Annotated in this window: 20 protein-coding genes; 11 read left to right on the top strand and 9 right to left on the bottom strand. The window is 64.5% G+C overall.

From position 1 onward, the window contains the following. The first annotated feature begins 49 nt into the window (after window positions 1-49). The 6 genes from RAD10_RS01360 (at window position 50) to RAD10_RS01335 (ending at window position 7343) form a co-directional block, all read left to right on the top strand. On the top strand, window positions 50-2215 hold the full coding sequence (locus RAD10_RS01360) for a GumC family protein (RefSeq protein WP_461616025.1): 2166 nt from the start codon (window positions 50-52) through the stop codon (window positions 2213-2215). 2 nt (window positions 2216-2217) lie between these two features. Continuing rightward, on the top strand, window positions 2218-3357 hold the full coding sequence (locus RAD10_RS01355) for a glycoside hydrolase family 5 protein (RefSeq protein WP_461616024.1): 1140 nt from the start codon (window positions 2218-2220) through the stop codon (window positions 3355-3357). An 83-nt stretch (window positions 3358-3440) separates the two neighbouring features. After that, a complete protein-coding gene (locus RAD10_RS01350; RefSeq protein ID WP_461616023.1) occupies window positions 3441-5000 on the top strand; it encodes a hypothetical protein in 1560 nt (519 codons plus the stop codon). Between the two features lie 86 nt (window positions 5001-5086). After that, the gene (locus RAD10_RS01345) at window positions 5087-5305 is read left to right on the top strand and encodes a hypothetical protein (RefSeq protein WP_461616022.1); all 219 of its coding nucleotides are present in this window, start codon (window positions 5087-5089) and stop codon (window positions 5303-5305) included. A 10-nt stretch (window positions 5306-5315) separates the two neighbouring features. After that, window positions 5316-5774 carry a hypothetical protein gene (locus RAD10_RS01340; RefSeq protein WP_461616021.1) on the top strand — a complete coding sequence of 153 codons (459 nt, stop codon included), beginning with the start codon at window positions 5316-5318 and terminating at the stop codon, window positions 5772-5774. Window positions 5775-6023: 249 nt separating this feature from the next. Next, entirely contained in the window at window positions 6024-7343 is a 1320-nt protein-coding gene (locus tag RAD10_RS01335; protein WP_461616020.1) for an aminotransferase class V-fold PLP-dependent enzyme, read from the top strand. A gap of 102 nt (window positions 7344-7445) precedes the next feature. Here RAD10_RS01335 and RAD10_RS01330 read toward each other — a convergent pair whose 3' ends face one another. The 6 genes from RAD10_RS01330 to RAD10_RS01305 form a co-directional block, all read right to left on the bottom strand. Then, window positions 7446-7907, bottom strand: a complete 462-nt coding sequence (locus RAD10_RS01330) for a DUF2846 domain-containing protein (protein WP_104465015.1) — start codon at window positions 7905-7907, stop codon at window positions 7446-7448. 99 nt (window positions 7908-8006) lie between these two features. Further along, complete coding sequence (locus RAD10_RS01325) at window positions 8007-9029, bottom strand: LLM class flavin-dependent oxidoreductase (protein WP_461616019.1); 1023 nt, start codon at window positions 9027-9029, stop codon at window positions 8007-8009. 161 nt (window positions 9030-9190) lie between these two features. Then, on the bottom strand, window positions 9191-9655 hold the full coding sequence (locus RAD10_RS01320) for a hypothetical protein (protein ID WP_461616018.1): 465 nt from the start codon (window positions 9653-9655) through the stop codon (window positions 9191-9193). A gap of 324 nt (window positions 9656-9979) precedes the next feature. Then, window positions 9980-10984, bottom strand: coding sequence for a hypothetical protein (locus RAD10_RS01315; protein WP_461616017.1), 1005 nt, complete (start codon window positions 10982-10984; stop codon window positions 9980-9982). A gap of 786 nt (window positions 10985-11770) precedes the next feature. Beyond that, window positions 11771-12454 carry a class I SAM-dependent methyltransferase gene (locus tag RAD10_RS01310; RefSeq protein ID WP_461616016.1) on the bottom strand — a complete coding sequence of 228 codons (684 nt, stop codon included), beginning with the start codon at window positions 12452-12454 and terminating at the stop codon, window positions 11771-11773. A gap of 26 nt (window positions 12455-12480) precedes the next feature. Then, on the bottom strand, window positions 12481-12939 hold the full coding sequence (locus RAD10_RS01305; protein ID WP_461616015.1) for an Rrf2 family transcriptional regulator: 459 nt from the start codon (window positions 12937-12939) through the stop codon (window positions 12481-12483). Between the two features lie 292 nt (window positions 12940-13231). Here RAD10_RS01305 and RAD10_RS01300 point away from each other — a divergent pair, with 292 nt between their 5' ends. Then, window positions 13232-13525, top strand: coding sequence for an antibiotic biosynthesis monooxygenase family protein (locus RAD10_RS01300; protein ID WP_461616014.1), 294 nt, complete (start codon window positions 13232-13234; stop codon window positions 13523-13525). 16 nt (window positions 13526-13541) lie between these two features. On the opposite strand, the gene RAD10_RS01295 is transcribed toward RAD10_RS01300, so the two are convergent. Beyond that, entirely contained in the window at window positions 13542-15563 is a 2022-nt protein-coding gene (locus RAD10_RS01295) for a YgiQ family radical SAM protein (RefSeq protein ID WP_461616013.1), read from the bottom strand. A 226-nt stretch (window positions 15564-15789) separates the two neighbouring features. Here RAD10_RS01295 and RAD10_RS01290 point away from each other — a divergent pair, with 226 nt between their 5' ends. The 3 genes from RAD10_RS01290 to RAD10_RS01280 all read left to right on the top strand — a co-directional run bounded on the left by RAD10_RS01290 (window position 15790) and on the right by RAD10_RS01280 (window position 17340). Further along, a complete protein-coding gene (locus RAD10_RS01290) occupies window positions 15790-16125 on the top strand; it encodes a hypothetical protein (protein ID WP_461616012.1) in 336 nt (111 codons plus the stop codon). Next, complete coding sequence (locus RAD10_RS01285; RefSeq protein ID WP_461616011.1) at window positions 16058-17050, top strand: DMT family transporter; 993 nt, start codon at window positions 16058-16060, stop codon at window positions 17048-17050. The genes RAD10_RS01290 and RAD10_RS01285 overlap by 68 nt, the downstream gene beginning before the upstream one ends. A 152-nt stretch (window positions 17051-17202) precedes the next feature. After that, window positions 17203-17340, top strand: a complete 138-nt coding sequence (locus RAD10_RS01280) for a hypothetical protein (RefSeq protein ID WP_461616010.1) — start codon at window positions 17203-17205, stop codon at window positions 17338-17340. Window positions 17341-17346: 6 nt separating this feature from the next. Here RAD10_RS01280 and RAD10_RS01275 read toward each other — a convergent pair whose 3' ends face one another. Together RAD10_RS01275 and RAD10_RS01270 are read right to left on the bottom strand one after the other, a co-directional pair. Next, window positions 17347-18042, bottom strand: a complete 696-nt coding sequence (locus RAD10_RS01275; RefSeq protein ID WP_461616009.1) for a GntR family transcriptional regulator — start codon at window positions 18040-18042, stop codon at window positions 17347-17349. Window positions 18043-18050: 8 nt separating this feature from the next. Then, entirely contained in the window at window positions 18051-19463 is a 1413-nt protein-coding gene (locus RAD10_RS01270; RefSeq protein WP_461616008.1) for an FAD-binding oxidoreductase, read from the bottom strand. Window positions 19464-19642: 179 nt separating this feature from the next. Here RAD10_RS01270 and RAD10_RS01265 point away from each other — a divergent pair, with 179 nt between their 5' ends. Continuing rightward, window positions 19643-20527, top strand: coding sequence for a dihydrodipicolinate synthase family protein (locus RAD10_RS01265; RefSeq protein WP_461616007.1), 885 nt, complete (start codon window positions 19643-19645; stop codon window positions 20525-20527). Window positions 20528-20563 lie beyond the last annotated feature (36 nt).

Below are 20563 nucleotides of genomic sequence, written 5' to 3'. Positions count from 1 at the left end.
TGTCGAAAGCCTCTGAACTGTGACTGTCAGTTGATTTCGAGTCGAGCCCATGGCGTTCGGTAGCCGCGCAACTCCGCGAAGCATCGCCCCGACGGAGCCTGCGGCTTCGTGGGAAGCGCCGCGGCCTGCGCGGATGAAACCTGACGGCGCCGCGCCGGCGCTGATCAAGGGATCGCTGACCGTCACCGGTGTGCTGTCTTTCCTGCGCGAGAACGGCCGGCGCATTCTGACGCTGGCGGTGGCGCTGTTTGCCCTCGGCGCCGTCGTTCTGATGATTCTGCCGGTCCGGTACGCCGCAACAGCCCTGGTCGTGCTCGATCCCCGGGAGCTGCGCGTGACTTCGGATCAGGAGGTGCTGCCGGGCATCGGCCAGGACGCCGCGGCGCTTCAGAGCCAGATCGAGATCGCCAAATCGGACGGCTTTCTCCGTCCCCTGATCGAGCAGCTCAAGATCGCCGATGACGATGATATCGCGGGCGGCTATACCGACATGACGCGCCTGCTCGAGAAATTCCGCAACCGCCTCGAGATCACGCGGCGCGGGCTCACCTACGTCATTGCGATTTCCTTCACCTCGAACCGCCCCGAGCGGGCCGCTTACTACGCCAACGCGATCGCCGAGGCGTTCGTTGCCAGCCAGGGCCGCGTCCGCACCGAGGCCACGGACGAGGCGGCCGACTGGCTCAAGAACCGGCTGAACACGTTGAACGAGCGGCTGCGCGCATCGGAAGACGCCGTCGCCGCCTTCAGGCTCGAGCACAAGATCCTCAATGCCGGCAAGGATTCAACCACGCAGCAATTGCGGGTGACCGATCTCAATCAGCAGGTCTCCGCCGCCCGTCTTCGCACCGAGGAAGCCAAGGCGCGCTACGAGCAGGTGCAACGCGATCTCAAGGCCAATGTCGAGGGGCCGGTGAAGCAGGACCTGTTGAGCATGCTGCGCGCGCAGCGCTCGACGCTGAATGACCAGATCGCGCAGAAGAAGGCGGTGTACGGCGACCGCCATCCCGACCTCGCGATCTCCTACAGCCAGCTGGCCGATATCAACCGGCAGATCGAGGTCGAGCGGAAAAAGAACATCGATACCGCCAAGTCCGAATATGAAGCTCAGCTGGAGCAGCAGAACGCGCTGGAAAAGCAGCTCAAGGCGGTCGAGACGCAGATGCTGGTCGACGGCCAGGCGCTGGTGAAGTTGCAGGAGCTGCAGCGCGACGCCGATGCCAACAGGAACATTTACGAGCAGTTCCTGTCGCGGTTCAAGACGACCAATGAGCAGCGTCAGCTGCAAAACTCCCAGACCAAGATCGCTTCGCCCGCCATTCCGCCGCTGCGCTCGACCCGTCCGCCGCTCGCTCTGCTGCTGGCGGCGCTGGCGATCGGCTCGCTGCTGACATCGACCGCCGCCATTGCGGCGATGACGAGCATGTCCGGCGGGCCAGCGCCTGCCGAGGCCGCCGTGCACGCTAGGGCAGAGGACTCGCAAGCCCGGCAAGTCCAGCAGCAAGCCCAAACTCAAGTCCAGCCTTCCGCCGCTGCCGCGCACCGGCCCGAGGCGATGCCGCGCGTTCCCGTCTGGGCCCGCATTCCTGATCTGGCGTCCGGGACTGCGACCAACACCGTCTGGCAAAGACCGATCGCCGCCTCGGCCGAGCTCGATCTCGGCGCCTATCTGCGGCCGCTGCTCGAGCGGATCGATCGCGTGCCGGTGCGCGGTTGCAAAGTCGCCCTCGTGCTGTCGGTCGGCAAGAGCGCCGGCGGCAACACCGTCGCGCGTTCGCTCAATCGCGCCGACGTGAACAGGGGCATGATGAGCGTATTGATCCGGCTGCAGCCGGAATTCGCAGGTCACCAGCCGCCGGTGACCGAATGGAACGACGGCTCGACCACGGCGGGACTTCAGTCGATCGACGAGCTCCTGAGCGCCGGCCGAAAGGCAGATGCGAGGCCCGAGGACGATATTCGCTCGGAGTTCGATCTGATCATCGTCCACGCCGGCAATCTCGCCTTGCAGCCCGACGCAATCGCGCTGGCAGCGCACGCTGACCTGATCGTCCTGGTGGCGCGCGCCGGCGAGCTCGGTTCGGCGGCGATGCGCAGGGTGACCGCGGCGCTGTCGAGGTATGAGACCGTGCCGACGGGTCTGGTCGTCAATCACGCGCCTGCGGGCTCGACGGCGCCGCACCCCGAGGGCGGCGCGTTGGGTCTTGCGGTTTGACGATGAAAGCGGCGCGCCGTCGTTGGCTGACTGCTGCGATGCTGCTGTCGATCTCATTCGGAGCGCCGGCCTTCGCCGACACTTGCGTGCCCTTGCCGCAGACGGTCGCGCCGGCGAGGCTCGCCGCATTGTCGCGCGGCTTCAATGCCGACGGCTGGATCAACGGTGAGGTGCCAAGCCGCGAACTGCTGCAGCAATTGCGCCGCGCTGGAATGACTCACGTCCGGTTGCCGGTGCCGGCCGAGCGCGTGATGCCGCGTTTCGCTGCAAAGGCCGAGCGCGACGAGACGCTGCGTATGCTCGACAAGGCGCTGAAGCAGCTCACCGCACTCGGCTATGCCACGTCCGTCGATCTTCATCCCGGCGAGCGTTTCAATCGCCTGCACAAGGAAGATACGGACGCGGCGCTGCGCGAGATGCAGGACGCCTGGAGCAGTCTTGCAGAGGTCATCCGCTCCTATCCGGCCGATCGCGTCTTCGCAGAGCTGCTCAACGAGCCCGATATCGACGCCGACACATGGCAAAGGCAGGTCGAGACGCTCGCCGGCTTCGTCCGCAAATTGCTTCCCGCCACGACCCTCATTGTCGGTCCGGTCAACTGGCAGCGTGCGGATTCGCTGCCACGGTTTCGTCCGCTGGAGGATCCCGACATCGTCTATGCCATCCACTTCTATGATCCCATGGTGTTCACCCATCAGGCCCACTGGGATGCGCAGGATCCGCTGCACGACATCATGGATCTGCCTTATCCGATCAACGCCGGCGATCCCAAAGTGCAGGCGCTGCGCCAGGATCTGCAGGCGAGGGGCGCGACCAAGGCGCTCGGCATGCTCGACGTCGCAATCGCCGCCGCCAAGGACAAGCCGCAGGCCGATCGCTGGCTCGCACCGGCGCTCGCATGGCAGCAGCAGTTCAAGCGGCCGATCATCGTCAACGAGTTCGGCGTGCTGAAAGCGGGAGCGCCGAGACAAAGCCGGTTGCGCTGGCTGGCGGACGTCACCGCTTATGCCAGGGAGCATTGCTGGGGCTGGACGCATTGGGAGCTGGCGCAAGGCTTTGGCCTCGTCGATCGCAGCACGGGCAAGCCCGATCCCGACGTGATGCGGGCGCTGCTCGGTGCGCCTCGGCCTAGCCCGCGCTGACATCGCGCCGGTTCGCTATCGTTAAGGAATCCTTACACATCGCCCCGCTATCGTGCTCCCCGCGCGCTGCCAAAGGACGATTGATGGGTGCCGGGGACTTAACCCAGGTTCAGACCGTGCCGGCCGAGCCGTCGCCGCCGGCCTGGCGCGAGCTGGTTCCGACCCTCTGCATCGCCGTGGCAGCGATCGGCTTTGCTCCGGTCCTGCATTTGGCCTATCCGGCCCTGGCCATTGTGGTCGAGGTCCTCATCGGCATCGCCATCGTCCTGGCGGTCCCGACCTACGCGCCGGCCATCGCGATCTTCGTCCTGTTCTTCCAGAACCTGTTCGTCTCGATCCTGTCGCCGCTGGTCCCGCTGCCGTCCGATCTCGACTTCATCAAGGGCTACAATTTCCTCGTCTGCTCCGTGATGTGGCTGGCGACGTTCGGCCTTTACGTGCTGGGCCAGAGGAATCAATCGGCTGAGGTGAACCAGATCATGCGCTGGGGTGTCGTCACCCTGGCCGTGGTGTCGCTGTATTTCGCGATCGGCTTCATCCAGGACGGACAGCCGGCGGCGGTCTATCTGCGCAATATCGTGCTGCCGCTGTTCCTGTTCCAGCTCTCGCTTCTGACGGCCGCGACCTATGAGGTGCGCGTCACGCCGTTCCTGGTGACGCTCGCGGTCATCCTTCTGCTGTGCGGGTATGTCGAACTCGTCTTCCGCGATCTCTGGCTGGCCATCACCAACAGCTATACGTTCTGGGGTTTCGACGAGCTCAAGGCGACCCATTCGGGTGTCTGGGAAGCCCAGATGCGGGCCACCGGCAACGTGCCCGTCGACCTCAAGGACCGCTTCAGCTTCGATTTTCTGAACACGCCCTTGCTCGAAGGGTTCGGCCTGTCGAAGATGCTGCGCATCAACGGTCCGAACATGCATCCGATCAGCTTCGCTTACGGCGTCGGCTTTCTCTCCCTGTTCCTGTTCTCGGTGGGACGGCCGCTGCTGGCCCTCGCAGCATTGCCGCTGCTGATCTTTTGCAGCGTGAAGGGCGCGCTCATCGTGGTGATCTTCGTGGTCGCGGCCTGGATCGCGACCCGTCTGATCGGCGCCGTGGTGACGTTGTTGCTCGGTTTCCTCGGCATGGCCGCCTTCGCGGTTCTGGCGATCCGCCTCGGGCTGCAGATCGGCGACTATCACGTCATTGGACTGATGGGTGGTTTGGACGGATTCGTGCAGAGACCTTTCGGCCGGGGCCTCGGCATTGGTGGCAATTTGTCGGAGAGCTATTTTTCCATCGACTGGAGTGCCGCACAGGCGGCCGGAACGATCGACGGCGCGGTCGAGAGCGCGATCGGCGTGCTCTTGTACCAGATGGGCGTTGGCGCCTTCGTGCTGCTGGCCTTCTATTTCGCGATGGCGCTTAGGGCATGGCGCCTCTACGCCTCATCGGGCTATCTGACGCAGGGTCTCGCCGGCTTCGGCGTCATGGTCGTGCTGCTCAACGGATTGTTCCAGGAAGAGGCGTTGTTCGCGCCACTCGCGCTCGGGCTCATGCTCTCGCTCACGGGCCTCGTCATCGGCAGCCATGTGAGGATGCAGGCCGCGGCGAGCGAACAGGTCGAAATCGAGCACGTCACGCAATATCAGCCGGTGACTTAAGCAGTCGAACCTGACATCTGTCGCAGGAACTTCCGCTTTTTCCCGGCGTTGATCACGCTCGCCATACAAGCGGCTGGTCCCGCCCGATGAAGAAGTTTTCCAACGCCTCGTTCTCCCCCGAAGTGATCGCGATCATGACGGGGGCCCTGGAAGCCGCAGTCTCGAGCCTGCCTGAGCCCGTGCATGCCTCGCATGTCGCCACACTTGCCGAATCCATCCTGCGCAGCGCCGGCGCTGGCGAGCGCAACGCCGCCGATCTGCAAAGGATCGCCCTGTTGGAGCTGCAATTGGTGCCGCGCGCGTGAGGAGCCGAACATGAGGACGACATTCGCTGCCATCGTTGCGCTGCTTGCAACGCTCTCTGCCGCCCAAGCCGGCAGCTGGACGACCTACCGCATCGTCGAGTCCGGAACATCGGTGGACATTCCCGCCTCGCTTTTTACGGAGATGGCCGGCAAGCCCGACGGCTACGGTCAGCAGTTTCGTACCGCCGACGGCAGGGCCGATCTCACCGTACAGGCCGTTTCCAACGGCGAAGGTCTTTCGCCGGCCGCGTTCTTGGCCAGGAAGGGGCCGCCGTCCGGCATCATCTACAAGCGTGTTGCCCCGAAGTTCTTCGTGGTCTCCAGCATCAAGCGCGACAAGATTTGGTACGACCGTTGCAATTTTTCGGGCAGCCATGTGCACTGCGTGCTGATCAATTACCCCGCGGCCGAAAAGCAGCAATGGGACCGCGTCGTCACACGGATCAGTCACAGCCTGAGCGCCGACTAGACTGGGGGCCATAAAAAGCTGCCCGAACTCACTCAGGCACCAGATTGCGAGCCTGGCGCTAGGTGATTGACGTTTGTCCAGGCGGCCATGGCCGGGCTTCGCGCCATAGGCTGTGCCGGACGTGCAGGTGAATCGCTCACGCCAGGAGCACGATTGCCTGGCCCGGCATCATCATCGAACTGTCATCGCATTGTCATTCGCGCTCTACTGATCGCTGCTCCTTTCGCCGCGCATCGTGGAGGCTGATATATGCATCTGATAAAGACCATTTCGTCCGACCGCCGGTCGATCCTGAAGGGCCTCGCCGCCGCAGCCATGGCGCCGATTGCTGCGCCGGCAATGGCGGCCGAGGGCCTTCCGGCGCAGCCGACCGGTTCGGCTGCCGCAATCGCCGCCGACAAGGCCTATTGGGCGGCCGTGAAGGGGCTCTACGCCGTGACGCCCGATGTCGTCAATTTCGAGAACGGCTATTGGGGCATCATGGCCGAGCCCGTGCGGCGCGAGTTCATCCGCCAGTCCGACATGATCAACTTTCAGAACACCTATTACGCGCGGCAGCGCGCGGGTGCGGATTTCGAGGCGGTGCGCGCCAAGGTGGCGGAGACGGTCGGCGCGGCGACCGAGGAGATCGCGCTCACCCGCGGTGCGACCGAAGCGCTGCAGCTCCTCATCGGCGGCTACAACAGGCTGAAGCCCGGCGATGCCGTGCTCTATGCCGACCTCGATTATGATTCGATGCAGTATGCGATGAACGCGCTGAAGGGGCGCCGCGGCGTCGACGTGGTCAAGTTCGACGTGCCGGAGCCCGCCACCCGCCAGGCGGTGCTCGACGCCTATGCCCGCGCCATCGAGGCGAACCCGAAGACGCGACTTATGCTCCTGACCCATGTCAGCCACCGCACCGGCTTCGTCATGCCGATCGCCGAGATTGCCCGCATGGCGAAGGCCAAGGGCATCGACACCATCGTCGACGCCGCGCATTCCTGGGGGCAGATCGACTTCCGGGTCGGTGAGCTCGAGGCCGATTTCGTCGGCTTCAATCTGCACAAATGGATCGGCGCGCCGCTCGGCGTGGGCTTCCTCTACATCAGGAAGGACCGCCTCGCCGCCATCGACCGCGACATGGGCGATGAGGATTTTGCGGAGGCCGATATCCGCTCGCGGGTTCACACCGGCACGGTCAATTTCGCCACGGTGCTGACGGTGCCGACGGCCGTGACGTTGCATCAGCAGATCGGCGCCGCGGCAAAGCAGGCCCGCTTGCGCCATTTGCGTGACTATTGGGTGAGCCGCGCCCGCGGATTCAAGGACATCGAGATCCTGACGCCGGACGAGGTCGGCTCATATGGCGCGATCACGTCGTTCCGTCTCGCCGGCAAGACCAGCAAAGTCGACAACGAGTCCATCGTGGCGAAGCTGCGGGACAGCCACAAGGTCATGACGGTGCGCCGGGCCGGCGTCGCCAGGGGCCAATGCATCCGCGTGACGCCTGCGCTCTTTACCGATGAGGCCGATCTCGACCGCCTCGTCGAGGCGCTGGCGGTGATCACGGGGACGAAGACGGGGTGAGGTGGAGGCGGCTAGCAAACCAAATTTGAGAGCACTCTCGTGCGGCCATCCTTCGAGACCCCCGCTTAGGCGGGCTCTCAGGAGAACGCGGAGCGCCTCAGATCACGCCTTGCCACATGAGCTGTTGCTCTGATGCAAGCTGGCGACATCGGCACGGCCTTGGCTTTCCGCGACCTGGATCAACGTGATCGCACCGGGCGTGATGATTCCCATCTGTGGCTGGGCGGAGAGGTAGGTGGTGCTGCCGGCGCGCAGATCGAGGCTCACTTTCTCGCTTCCCTGTCCGAACAGATTGCTGCTCAGCGGAAGATTATTGACCGCAACCTCGTGGCGGCCCGGAGGCAGGTCGCAGGCCAAGAAACCTGCAGCCTGACTGCCTCCAACGGAGCGTCCATCGACCGAATAGCTTGGTTGGATCGCGAAACCCAGGGCGGATGAGCGATAGACCACCAGCCGCGCAGTATTTGCCTTGACGTTATCCGTCAGAGCCGTGCTGCCCATCGGCCCTGATGCACACCCCGCAAGCAGGAAAGCCGCAACGAAAATCCCCGGACGCAAGCCCATTCCACCCCCCTGATTCAGTCTAACAGTCCCCGGGGGATCATTGGCGGGGGTGGTGGACGAAGTCAATCGCGACTTCTGGTCGTGCCGCGCCAGCTCATGTCACCGCCACCCCAGCGCCGGTGCGACGTGCTTCAGGATCGCCTCGATCGCATGCGCGCAGTAATCGACCCCTAACTGGTTCGGGATCGTCAACAGCAGCGTGTCCGCCTCCGCGATCGCCTCGTCCTGGCGTAGCTGCTCGATCAGCGCATCGGGCTCGGCGGCATAACTCCGACCGAAGATCGCCCGGGTCTGCGGGTCGATGAAGCCGATCTGGTCCTCGCCTCCGCGCTCCCGGCCGAAATAGGCGCGGTCGCGATCGTCGATCAGCGCAAAGATGCTGCGGCTGACGGAGACGCGCGGCTCGCGAGCGTGGCCGGCCTCTTTCCACGCCGCGCGATAGGCGCGAATCTGCGCGGCCTGCTGCACATGGAAGGCCTCGCCGGTCTCGTCGTTCTTCAGCGTCGAGCTCTGCAAATTCATGCCGAGCTTCGCCGCCCACACCGCGGTGGCGTTCGAGCCGGCGCCCCACCAGATCCGTTCGCGCAGGCCTTGCGCATGCGGCTCCAGGCGCAGCAGCCCCGGCGGGTTCGGAAACATCGGCTGCGGATTGGGCTCCGCAAAGCCTTCACCGCGAAGCAGGTCGAGAAACACCTCGGCGTGGCGCCGGCCCATGTCCGCATCGCTCTGGCCGTCGGCCGGGCGATAACCAAAGTAGCGCCAGCCGTCGATCACCTGCTCGGGCGAGCCGCGGCTGATGCCGAGCTGCAGCCGTCCGCCGGCGATGAGATCGGCGGAGCCGGCGTCCTCCACCATGTAGAGCGGGTTCTCGTAGCGCATGTCGATCACGGCGGTGCCGATCTCGATTGTGCTGGTTTTGGCGCCGACCGCCGCGAGCAGCGGGAAGGGCGAGGCGAGCTGGCGCGCGAAATGGTGCACGCGGAAATAGGCGCCGTCCGCGCCCAGCTCCTCGGCCGCAACGGCTAGCTCGATCGATTGCAGCAGCGTGTCCGCCGCGGAGCGGGTCTGCGATTGTGGCGAGGGGGTCCAGTGTCCGAAGGACAGAAATCCGATCTTTTTCATGGGGGCAACGTAGGCATGATCGGAAGAATTTGCGAGACGTTGGCCGAGGGAAAAATGGCGGCAAGGCGTGTGCCCGTAAGTGCTTCCAGGAGGAAGCAGGCCCCGCTTCGCACCACGACGTCAGGTCGTTCGACTTTGATCTGCCGTGCCGGGAAGCGGCCTCAGATTTCGCAACCGGTCAAATTCAATGCCTTGAGCAGGCCGCCGAACGCCTTCAGTCGACAGGACTCGGTCTCGCTGGTGGCCTTTGCAGGCTGAGCATTGGCAGTCCGCTTGGCAACAATTGCCTTTGGCTTCGGCTTGGGGCGTTCGGCGGTCGCGATCGTCTTCGCATCGCGCCGATGACGGACGATCGGTTCCGGCGAGGTCGAACCGACTTGGATGTCTTGCGGAGCAACGGGGTTGTCGACCGGAGCAACCTGTGTCGGCACCGCGCTGCTCACAGCGGCAACCTCGAGGCGATCGGCCTTCGGCAACGCGTCATGTGAAGCAGAGACGCTTGCGCTCTGCTCGGCAAGCGGCTGGGCGATCGCGACGGCGCGACGCGGTGGAGCGCTCAGCTCCATTGCCGACAGCACCCCTGCACTCAACAGGATGAGGAGACCCAACAACGCCATTTTCAGCATAAAGCGCCTCTAACCCGGGGTTAGTGCCGCTGAAAATTCTCCGCTGCAATAAGGCAACTTGTCGGCGGCAGCCGGCGTGCGGCCAACCATTTGCCAACAGGGTTAACGTCGGTGATGCGTCTGCAGCCGTTGAGAAGCCGCCGCCCACGTCGGTGAGCAGACCCTACTCCGTCGTCGGAACACGGTCTGTTAGCGGCTTCGAACTGAGCACCGAGAGAGCCATCGTCATGTCTGCTGTTTGAGGGGAGCCGACACGGTCTGACCGATTGGGCGACCGCTGCTTTTGGCCCCAAACGGACCTGGACGGGCGCCACTGCGGTTCAACTACGGAAGTCCTTTTGTCGACGTAAAGGGATTGAATCCCCGTTCTGCAAGAGCAGCCCATGAAGCAGCGCCAAGATGTGGCAATCGGAAATAGAGTCGTGGCTTGGCCGGATCGGTATCCAGCATGAACCCGGTCGGTAGCGCTCGGACACTTGTGGCATAGAACCCGCCATCCGGCGACCTCTGGGATTCGATGACAGCGACCAACGATTTTGCCTCCGCAGTCCTGCCGAGCAATTTCAGCAAGAGAGCCATTTGGCTTGTCCCTTCGGTCCACACACCATCTCGGTCTTCACCGTAAGAAAAGCCCTCGTCGACTCTCATTCGCTGTTCGGCGGTCGTAACGGCCGATGCAAATCTCCTGGCCGCTCCGGGGAGCGCCGTCAACGGCCAGACTTGAGCATCAAGGGCCAAAATCGGATTGCGCGTGACACCATCTTCGGCGGTGCCTGCGGCGAAACAGCCGCATGCCGAATCCCACATCGTATCCACGAAGCGCTCAGCAGCTGTTGCCATGTCCCGCCAGCGCGAATCGCCTGTACGGGTTGCAAGAAGGCCGAACGCGGCGGCGAGGTCAGTATTGTGTTCAGTCGATTTCCATGTCCGCAACTCGGGCGTCGGTTCGTGCCCAAACGTACCCCCCGTGAAACCGCCAGTCCCGCGCCTGTCGGCCCATTGCGCGACCCAGGTGCCAAGCCGTGCTGCACCATCGCGGAATCGAGAGCCGGTGTTCACATCATCAATCGACAGCAACGCCAACATGGCCCATGCGATGTTACCGTTATCGCTGCCCACCTGATATCGATCCTCTAACCACTTGTTCTGCGTGTCGTCCCACCACCCCGGAAGTTTGACAGGGCCATTCGCCACCACACCCCCGGCGTAAGCGTTCCGGAGCCGTCCATCATGCCAGGTTCGGTCATTGTCGATGGCCCAGAGAATCGCCGCGCCGATGCGACGTGCTTTGTCTCGCTCACCGCAACCGACCAATGCGATGGCGGCCACCGCATTGTCGTAAAGGTATGCGGCGCCACGCAGAGGCCCCGAGTCCACGGTCGGATAGCTGGGCAAGAACAAGGGCCCAGGCGGTGCCTTATCGATTAGACCAGCGAGGTACCCGCATGCAGACGCTTCCGGTGTTGCCAGAGCCGGTCGTGGAGTGGCGACCACAATGATAATGATAGTCGTTAGAATCCATACGAAGGATGTTATTCGGGCCACTTGCCGTTCTCCGGGTGGACGCTGATCCTATACCCATCGGCGATGTCTGGATGGCCCATCGCAGCCACTCCGCCCGACGTCTCGATATCGGCCGTGAGGAGTAGACTGGACGCCACTTTGACTAACTGAACGACTCGCTCGACCATTACGGACTGAGCGGGCCGATTGCTCCGCGTTTTCAACATGACAACGAACTCATCGGGCGGCGCCCTCAGTCGGCGGCCTCTTTGATCTTCCCCGATCCGCCACATTTCGTGCAGGGACGAAACTCATGCTTTTCGCCTAAGCGAACCGGATGCATGCCCCTGTCTTGGCCGGTCCCGTCACATTCAGGACAATTGCGTTCAACTTCCTTCTGGTCGGTCATATGCACCTCGCAGTTGAGATGCTTGCTTATCACACTAAGCAGGGAATGTCGCTTTCTGGCCCTTTGCCGATTCGCAGAGGCAAACCGGCCATGTCCGGTTTTGAAGGCAAAACGGATACGGCCTGATTTCGCGGAGTAAGGAATCATATCCACACACCCTGGCGCATCCGGCTCTGGCATGAATGCCCGGCCGTGGTGACACCTCACGCGTAAGCCACCCAGCCGCGGAAGGCGAAGCCGGTATAGAACAAGGTCGGGTCCGAGAAGCCGGCCTCGCGCAAGATCACTTCGTCCTGCGCGGGAGCGAGAATCTCCAGATGGTTGGTAACCGCGTTCCGCGCAGCCGCCGCCTGCTCGGGCTCGACGCCGGATGCGGCCAGAAACGCGGAGTAGCGCGACAGCCACAGCGGGCGCTCCTGCTCGCCATCGGGCGCGCTCAGATGCGCGACCACGAACGGTGCGCGCGGCTTGAGGCGGCGGCGGACCTCCGAGGCGATGCGGCGCCGCTCGGCGACATCGACGAAGTGCAGGGTCAGCAGGCAGGTGGCACCGTCGAACGGTCCCTCCGGCGCATCATCGATATAGCCTTGATGAAGGCGCGCACGGGGGGCGAGCGATCCCAGGGTTTGCCCTGCCAGTGCCAGCATCGCCGCGGACGGATCGACGCCGTCGAAGCGCCAGCCGGGATGCGCCTGCGCAAACGCTTTGAGCTCCAGGCCGCCACCGGCGCCGAGGACGAGCACCTGCCCATCGCTGGGGACGCTTTCGGCGAGCAGAATCGCCGTCATGGACTGCATGGCGTCATAGCCCGGCACGAAGCGCCGCGGCCCCTCGGTGTATTTCGCCACGAATTGCGGATCGGAGAATGCGGCTTGCATGTCGGTCATGATGTTGTCCCCGTGAATGGAGCCGTTCACGCGCGATGCGCGCTGATGTCGTGGATCTTTCGAGACCCGAGCCGCTTGCGCAGGTCCTCGCCCAGCATCGCCAGCGTCACCTCACCGAGCCGCGCCAGCAGCAGCGCCTCCGCATCGTCAAAGGCCTGATCGAGGGCGGCATTGACGGCCTGCTCGACCAGACAGCCGGGCGCCTCGGTCCGGTTGCCCATCGCCAGAAGCGGGGGATTGCCGAGCGCGGCGTAGACGTCGCGCAGCGTCACCTTCGACAGGTCGCAGACGATCGTCCAGCCGCCGCCGTGCCCCTTCTCGGAGCGCACGTAACCGATCTCCCGCAGGCCCGCCATGATACGGCGGATCACCACCGGGTTGGTGTCCATGGCCTTGGCCAGCGTCTCGGACGTGAACGGCCCAGGCTGTTGCGCCATGTGCAGCAGCACGTGCAGCACGCCGGAGAGTCGGGAATCTCGTTTCATGTAACTTTATATGTTACATGATGGCGGCAAGGTCAAGTGGTGTGGTCCGACGGATCAAATTCTGCGCAATCCGGCTAAGCCATTGATCCCACGAGTGCCGGCTACTGTGCATGGGGTCGTTTTCGGCTTTTTTGTTTGGGCGGCCCAAAAGACCGAGATCGCCATGGTGATTTGTCACGGTGACGCCGCCGCGCGCGAGGACAACAATCGGCCAGGGCGGACCGTATGGACTTTTCGTCCCTCACCTCGCGCGGCGCCCGTTTTTGATCAGTGCATTTTTTGGAGGCGCATCATGCAGGTTTATAATGTGGTCAGGTTCAAGGTGAAGCCGGGTGAGGAAGCTGCCTTCCTCGACGCGCATCGGAGCGGCAAGGCCAAATGGCCGGGGCTGGAGCACGGCGTCATCATCAAGACCGGCGAGCAGACCTTCTGCCTCATCGGCACATGGGCCAGTCAGGACGCGCTGGTCGCGGCGCGATCGGCGATGATCAAGACGCTCGACAGCTTCAGGTCCGTGCTGGAAGATCAAGGTGACGGGCGCGGTGTGACCGATGCTGTCTCGGGGGCGGTGGTGCTCGATCTCTAGCAGCGAGCAGTGCCCGCTACTTCATCACCCGCAGCCCCTTGGTCGTGAACCGCTGGGTCTTCTCGCCCGGCCGCACCGGTCGCCGCGTGCCGGCGGCCTTGCCGGTGCCGGGCGGCTGGTGTGCCGGCACGAGATGGTGGGGCTGCGAGCCGATCAGGTCGCGGCGACCCATCTCGATCAGGGCCTCGCGCAGCACCGGCCAATTGTCGGGATCGTGGTAGCGCAGGAAGGCCTTGTGCAGGCGGCGCTGGCGCAGGCCCTTGATCGCCTCGACCTTGTCGCTGCCGCCGTGGCGCACGCCGCGCAGCGGGTTGACGCCGGTATGGTACATCGCGGTCGCGGTCGCCATCGGCGAGGGCAGGAAGGTCTGCACCTGATCGGCGCGATAGCGGTTCTTCTTGAGCCAGAGCGCGAGGTTCATCATGTCCTCGTCGGTCGTGCCCGGATGCGCCGCGATGAAATAGGGGATTAGATAGTATTTCTTGCCGGCCCGTTCGGCCGCTTCGTCGAACATCCGCTTGAACTTGTTGTAGGCGCCGATGCCCGGCTTCATCATCTTGTCGAGCGGCCCGCGCTCGGTATGTTCAGGCGCGATCTTCAAGTAACCGCCGACGTGATGGGTGACGAGCTCCTTGATGTATTCGGGGCTCTCGACCGCGAGGTCGTAGCGCACGCCGGAAGCGACCATCACCTTCTTGATGCCGCGGGTCTCGCGCACCTTGCGATAGAGCCTGATCAGGTCGTCATGTGAGGTGTTGAGGTTCGGGCAGATCTCGGGGAAGACGCAGGACGGCCGCCGGCACGCCGCCTCGACCTTCGGGTCCTTGCACGCCATCCGGTACATGTTGGCGGTGGGGCCGCCGATGTCGGAGATCACGCCGGTGAAGCCCGGGGTCTTGTCGCGGATCTTTTCGATCTCGCGCAGGATCGATCCTTCCGACCGGTTCTGGATGATGCGGCCCTCGTGCTCGGTGATCGAGCAGAAGGTGCAGCCGCCAAAGCAGCCGCGCATGATCGTCACCGAGAACTTGATCATGTCCCAGGCGGGGATTTTTGCTTCGCCGTAGGACGGATGCGGCGCGCGCGCGTAAGGGAGGTCGTAGACCGCGTCCATCTCTTCGCTGGTCAGCGGGATCGGCGGCGGGTTGAGCCAGAGATCGCGATCGCCGTGACGCTGCACCAGCGGCCGCGCATTGCCGGGATTGCTCTCCCGGTGCAGCACGCGCGATGCGCGCGCATAAGCTTCCTTGTCCTGCTCGACCTGCTCCAGCGCCGGAAGGCGGATCACGGTCGCGCCCTTCTGGCGCGTTGCGCCCTCGTCGGCGGAATCGAGATCGTCGGCGTGCAGCTCGGTGTAATCCTCGGGGACCTTGCGGAACAGCGCGACGCCCCTGATGTCGTCGAGCGCGCGCGGCGCTTCGCCGGCGGCGAGCCGCTGCGCCACCTCGACGACGGCGCGCTCGGCGTTGCCGTACAGCAAGAGGTCGGCCTTGGCGTCGGCCAGCACCGAGCGACGCACCTTGTCCGACCAGTAATCGTAATGCGCGATCCGGCGGAGCGAGGCCTCGATGCCGCCGAGCACGATCGGCACATCCTTGAACGCCTCGCGGCAGCGTTGCGCATAGACGACCGTGCAGCGGTCCGGCCGCTTGCCGCCTTCGCCGCCGGCCGTATAGGCGTCGTCGCTGCGCAGGCGGCGGTCCGCGGTGTAGCGGTTCACCATGGAATCCATATTGCCGCCGGTGACGCCGAAGAACACGCGTGGCTTGCCCAATGCCCTAAACGGCTCGGCCGAATGCCAGTCCGGCTGCGAGATGATGCCGACCCGAAAGCCCTGCGCCTCGAGCAGCCGGCCGATGATCGCCATGCCGAAACTCGGATGGTCGACATAGGCGTCCCCGGTCACCAGCACGATGTCGCAGGCGTCCCAGCCGAGCGCGTCCATCTCGGCGCGGCTCATCGGGAGGAACGGTGCCGGCTTGCGCGGCTGCGCCCGGGCCATCAGCGGCTTTGCGGCGGTGATCATCTGGGTGTCCATGGCGCCTACGCATAGGACTCCGCGCCCCTGAATACAACCGACGGACGCGTGAAAGATCGAGGTTCCCGGGCCGCAGCCGGGTCGTGCCAACGCGTTAACCAGTGGGCGCCTGCCCTTCCTCCTCGACCCCGTTTGACCCGCGTCAGCGCCATGGCGGGTGTGACGCCCTCCACATACCGGCCGGTGCCGTCGCCTCATGCTCTCTCCAGTTTTGAAGGAGAGCCCCATGTTTCTGGTCGATGCGCTGCTGATCCTGGCGATGTTGTTCTTCCTGTTTCTGCCGATCACCGATCGCCGGACGGTGCGGATGAGGCTCTGCATGCTGTGCGCGCTGCTGGCGGTGTTCTCGGTCTCGCTTAGCCGCACCCCTGTCGTGCCGGTGCTGCTCGCGAGCATCGCCGCGCCTCCCGGAATGCTGCGCGTGCCGCATATGCATGCCAGTGAGCTGTCGTCGGGGTTCTCACCGCGGCCGACATCCGATATCCGATTGATCCATGGGCAAGGAAACGGGCAAGGAAACGGGCAAGGAAACGGGCAAGGAAACGGGCAAGGAAACCTCTGACGGCGGTCATGACGCGGTGGCCGGCGTATCGCCGTCCACGAATGTCTGGCTCGGCGTGATTGCGCTGGTCGGCTTCATCCTGGTGGCGACCGCGCAGGCCTCCAACCAGATTTTGGCGCGCGGACTCGCAGGCTCCGTCCCGCCCTTCACGCTCGCCTTCTTCCGCTGGAGCATCGTCGCAATCGGGCTCGCGCCGATCGCGCTCAAGGAGATTCTCGATGGCCGCGTGCCGCTGGCCGGGAACATCTGGCCGATCCTCGCCGCCGGCTTCATGGGCATGTTCCTGTGCGGCGGTCCGGTCTACGCCGCGGGCGTCTCGACGACGGCGATCCACATCGCGCTGATCATGGCGCTGTCGCCCATCACGGTGCTGTTGATTTCTGCCCTGCGCGGCATGGAGCATGTCGGCCCGCTGCAATGGCTCGGCACGGCGCTGGCGCTCGCAGGCGCGCTGCTCATCATCTCCGGCGGCCATCCGCAGACGCTGATCGAACTTCAGACTGCAGCGGGCGACGGCCTCGTCGTGATCGCGATGCTCGGCTGGTCCGGCTACACGCTGCTGCAATCGCGCGCCGCGCCAAAGGCGTCGCTGCTGGCACGCATCAGCCTGTTCTCGGGCGCCGGCGCCCTGTTCTCGCTGCCGCTCGCGGCCATGGAGATGTGGGCGACGCCGGGGCAGGTCTTCAGCATCAAGGCGCTGTCGGCCTATGTCTTCGCCGGGATCGTTCCCGGCCTGCTCGCCTATGCCGGCTTTGCCTGGCTCGGCGGCAAGTTCGGCTCGGTGCGGACCTCGCTCGTGCTCTATCTCGGGCCGATCGCCAGCGCGCTGCTGTCTTTCGCCATCCTCGGCGAACCGCCGCAGCTGATCCATCTTTTCGGCGGTTTGCTGATTTTGGGTGGCGTCTGGGCCAGTTTGCGCCGCTAGTTCCATCCGCATGCGTCCGAGTTCACCCGCAGGAACCATCGGCCTTCGCGGACATTCTGATGAGGGGTTGCCGCGAGCCCGGCTCGCGCGCACTCGCGATGTTCGCCTCTGGCGATGGGGGAGCTGTGAGTACAGTCATAGAGAACTTGCTGTTGCGAAAGCAGAAGCTCGTGGAGCAGCTCGAAAAGGCGCCATCGGTCGATGACCGCGACAAGATCGAGCACCAGCTCGAGCAGATCAATACCGCGCTGGATTTTCTGGACAGGCCGGGACCGAGGGAAGGGCGCTAGAGGCGCTCATTCCACCTTCAGCGCGTCCACCTTCAACGCCTCCACCTTCAAGGCCTTGGCGTAAACCACGCCAGAATTGGTGATATGCGTGGTCATCAATTCTTCGAAGGCGGTGAACTCACCGCGCGCGAACAAATCGAGCAGCCTGCGATGCTCGTCGAACGAGGTGCGGGTCCGCACGTCGATCGGCGAGGTCAGATTGGTGCGGAGCGCGGCGACGCGGCCCGAGACCAGCTGATAGGATTCGGCGAGATAGCGATTGCCGCAATGGGTGAATAGCGCCTCGTGAAACGCGGCATCGGCGCGGCCATAGGCGATGTTGTCCTTTGCCGTGACCGCCGGCTCCATTGCCGCGATGGCCTCGCTCATTGCGGCGATTGCACCGTCACGATCGTGACCATAGGCGAGCTCGGCGGCCTTGGGTTCGAGCGCGATGCGGAAGGTGCAGAGCGCGTTGATGTCCTCCGCGCTCGGCGTGAACACAAAGCTGCCGACCTGCGGGCGGATCACCACGAGGCCTTGCGCCTGCAGCTGGCCCATCGCCTCGCGCACCGGCGTGCGGCTGACGCCGAAGGAATTCGCCACCATCTCCTCGGAGATGGCGGCGCCGAGCGCGAACTCGCCGTCGATGATAGCCTGCCGCAGCCGCTGCATCACCCGCTGCGACAGCGATTTCGGCGTATCGAGCTTGAGCGATCGCATCGGCGCTCTCAGACGACCTTGCCGGGATTGAGCAGATGATCGGGATCGAGCGCCGCTTTCAGCGTCCGCATCAGCGCGATCTCGGCCTCGCTCCTGGCATGGCCCAGCCATTTCTTCTTCAGCGTGCCGATGCCGTGCTCGGCCGAGATGCTGCCGCCGAGCTCGCGGACGAGACCATAGATGATCGTGTCCATCTCTTCCTTCGGCTGCTGCTCGACGGACAGGCCGGTGACCCAGGAGACCAGGTGCAGATTGCCGTCGCCGATATGGCCGTAATAGACGCTCTCGCAGCCTTTGATGCCGGAAGCCAGCGCCGCCTTGCAGCGCGTGACGAATTCATCCATCCGGGCAACCGCAAGGCCGATGTCGTAGGAGATGTGCGGGCCCAGCACCTGGCCGAATTCGGCGCAGATGTCGCGCACCCGCCAGAAGGCTTGCGTCTGCGCCAGTGATTGCGCCACCGCGGCATCGGCCAGCAGCCCGCGTTCCATCAGCTCTTCGAGCCAGGCCTGGAAGCGCGGCGCGTCCAGACTCTCGTCGGTGCCTTGCGCCTCGACCAGCACGTAGAGGCCGTGACCTGCGGCGACCGGCGGCTTCACGCCGGCGCGAGTCGTGATCACGTCCCAATAGTCCGGCCACATCACCTCGAACGCCGACAGCAGCGGTCCGAGCCCGCTGCGCGCCGCATCGAGCAGTGCGATCACCGCGGCATAGTCCTTCAGTGCGCAGAGCGCGGCCATGGTCGAGCGCGGCTTCGGAAACAGTCTTAGCACCACGCGGGTGATGATGCCGAGCGTGCCTTCCGAGCCGATGAACAGATGCTTCAGATCATAGCCGGCATTGTTCTTCATCAGCTTGTTGAGGCTAGTGATGATGGTGCCGTCGGGCAGCACGACTTCAAGACCGAGCACCAGCTCGCGCGTCATGCCGTAGCGGATCACGCGGTTGCCGCCGGCATTGGTCGAGAGATTGCCGCCGATGACGCAGGAGCCGCGCGAGCCGAGGTCGAGCGGAAAGAAGAAGCCGGCTTGATCCGCCGCCTTCTGGATCGTCTCCAGCGGCGTGCCTGCTTTCACCGTCATCGTCATCGACGCGCGGTCGATCTCCTCGATGCCGCTCATGCGCTCGAGCGAGATCGCGACCCAGCCGGCTTCGGGCGATGCGCCGCGGCACAGCCCGGTCAGTCCGCCCTGCGGCACGAACGGCAGCTGCGCCTGCCGGCAGGTCGCAATCGCGTCGGCCACGCCCTGCGCATCGACGGGGCGGATCACCGCGAGCGGCGTCTGCGGCAGGCTCGCGCTCCAGTCGTTGCAATTGCGCGCCGGCACGTCGGTGCCGATCAAGACGGCGGCTGCGCCAAGCTTGTCGCGCAGGGCGCCGAGCAATTGGTCGGGACGCTTCACCGGGGTCACCATGTTCATGCGAGACCTCCCTAAATCTGGCTGCGTCCATGCGCGCCGTGATGGTGGAAAGGATTTGCCTCTTCCTTGTATGTAAGGTACAAGATGGAAAGTAAAGCAAAAACAAGGCTCGGAAGTCCCTTGAAGACCATTGGGAGATCAGAGGCTTGGTCCGAGATCGCAGCTTAGAGGGCGGTGTGATGACAGAGGCAATTCGCGGGTTCTGGGTGGCATCGGCGACGCCGCTGGCGGCCGACGGCAGCGTGGACTCCGCCAAGCTGGCGGCTCACGCCAAGCAGCTGTTCGGCAAGGGTGTCGACGGCGTCGTGCTGTTCGGCACCACTGGCGAGGGCACCTCGTTCAATGTCACCGAGCGCGTTGCGACCATCGAAGCCGTGCTCAAGGCCGGTGTCGCGCCGGAACGCATCGGCATCGGTGGTGGCTTCCCCGCCATCACCGACAGCATCGCACTCGCGCGCGCCGCGCTCGGTCTCGGCCTGCGCCACGTGCTGGTGCTGCCGCCTTACTTCGACCGCAGCGTCGCGCCCGAAGGTATCGAGGATGCCTTTGCCGCGATCATCGACGGCGTCGCCGACGATCGGCTGCGAGCTTATCTCTATCACATCCCGCAGATGTCGGGCGTTGCGATCCCCACCGCCGTCGCCGCGAGCCTGCGCAAGCGTTACGGCAGGGTGGTCGCGGGTCTGAAAGACTCCAGCGGCGACTTCAAGCAGTTCCAGGCATTTCGTGCCGCAGCTCCCGAGCTCGCCATCACCGTCGGCAATGAAGCCGATATCACCCGTGCGATCGCCGCCGGCGGTGCCGGCACCATCTGCGGCATGGCCAACGTCGTGCCTGAGCTGGTCAAGGGCATGGTCGAGGGCAAGGATGTCGAAACGCGTATGCAGGCTGCGATCGACGTCGTGCTGAAGACGCCCTCGTTCACCGCGACGCTGAAAGCGATTCTGGCGGCACAGACCGGCGATGCAGCCTGGCAGCGCGTGCGCCCGCCGCTCCGCGCCTCGTCCGACGGCTCCGCGTTCAAGCGGAAGCTCGACGAGTTGACGGCTCCTGCCATCGCCTGAGGCCGCACAAAATCGTGATACGCCGCGAATTCGCGT

Source organism: Bradyrhizobium sp. 23AC (assembly GCF_054863025.1).
This window is presented reverse-complemented; position numbering and strand designations above follow the sequence as displayed.

Coding starts and splice junctions, on each gene's coding strand:
- RAD10_RS01295 (WP_461616013.1), bottom strand. CDS start 15,563: ATGGACACCCAGATGATCACCGCCGCAAAGCCGCTGATGGCCCGGGCG.
- RAD10_RS01335 (WP_461616020.1), top strand. CDS start 6,024: ATGCATCTGATAAAGACCATTTCGTCCGACCGCCGGTCGATCCTGAAG.
- RAD10_RS01360 (WP_461616025.1), top strand. CDS start 50: ATGGCGTTCGGTAGCCGCGCAACTCCGCGAAGCATCGCCCCGACGGAG.
- RAD10_RS01320 (WP_461616018.1), bottom strand. CDS start 9,655: ATGCTGAAAATGGCGTTGTTGGGTCTCCTCATCCTGTTGAGTGCAGGG.
- RAD10_RS01355 (WP_461616024.1), top strand. CDS start 2,218: ATGAAAGCGGCGCGCCGTCGTTGGCTGACTGCTGCGATGCTGCTGTCG.
- RAD10_RS01310 (WP_461616016.1), bottom strand. CDS start 12,454: ATGACCGACATGCAAGCCGCATTCTCCGATCCGCAATTCGTGGCGAAA.
- RAD10_RS01340 (WP_461616021.1), top strand. CDS start 5,316: ATGAGGACGACATTCGCTGCCATCGTTGCGCTGCTTGCAACGCTCTCT.
- RAD10_RS01290 (WP_461616012.1), top strand. CDS start 15,790: ATGTTTCTGGTCGATGCGCTGCTGATCCTGGCGATGTTGTTCTTCCTG.
- RAD10_RS01275 (WP_461616009.1), bottom strand. CDS start 18,042: ATGCGATCGCTCAAGCTCGATACGCCGAAATCGCTGTCGCAGCGGGTG.
- RAD10_RS01330 (WP_104465015.1), bottom strand. CDS start 7,907: ATGGGCTTGCGTCCGGGGATTTTCGTTGCGGCTTTCCTGCTTGCGGGG.
- RAD10_RS01285 (WP_461616011.1), top strand. CDS start 16,058: ATGGGCAAGGAAACGGGCAAGGAAACGGGCAAGGAAACGGGCAAGGAA.
- RAD10_RS01305 (WP_461616015.1), bottom strand. CDS start 12,939: ATGAAACGAGATTCCCGACTCTCCGGCGTGCTGCACGTGCTGCTGCAC.
- RAD10_RS01270 (WP_461616008.1), bottom strand. CDS start 19,463: ATGAACATGGTGACCCCGGTGAAGCGTCCCGACCAATTGCTCGGCGCC.
- RAD10_RS01350 (WP_461616023.1), top strand. CDS start 3,441: ATGGGTGCCGGGGACTTAACCCAGGTTCAGACCGTGCCGGCCGAGCCG.
- RAD10_RS01325 (WP_461616019.1), bottom strand. CDS start 9,029: ATGAAAAAGATCGGATTTCTGTCCTTCGGACACTGGACCCCCTCGCCA.
- RAD10_RS01300 (WP_461616014.1), top strand. CDS start 13,232: ATGCAGGTTTATAATGTGGTCAGGTTCAAGGTGAAGCCGGGTGAGGAA.
- RAD10_RS01265 (WP_461616007.1), top strand. CDS start 19,643: ATGACAGAGGCAATTCGCGGGTTCTGGGTGGCATCGGCGACGCCGCTG.
- RAD10_RS01345 (WP_461616022.1), top strand. CDS start 5,087: ATGAAGAAGTTTTCCAACGCCTCGTTCTCCCCCGAAGTGATCGCGATC.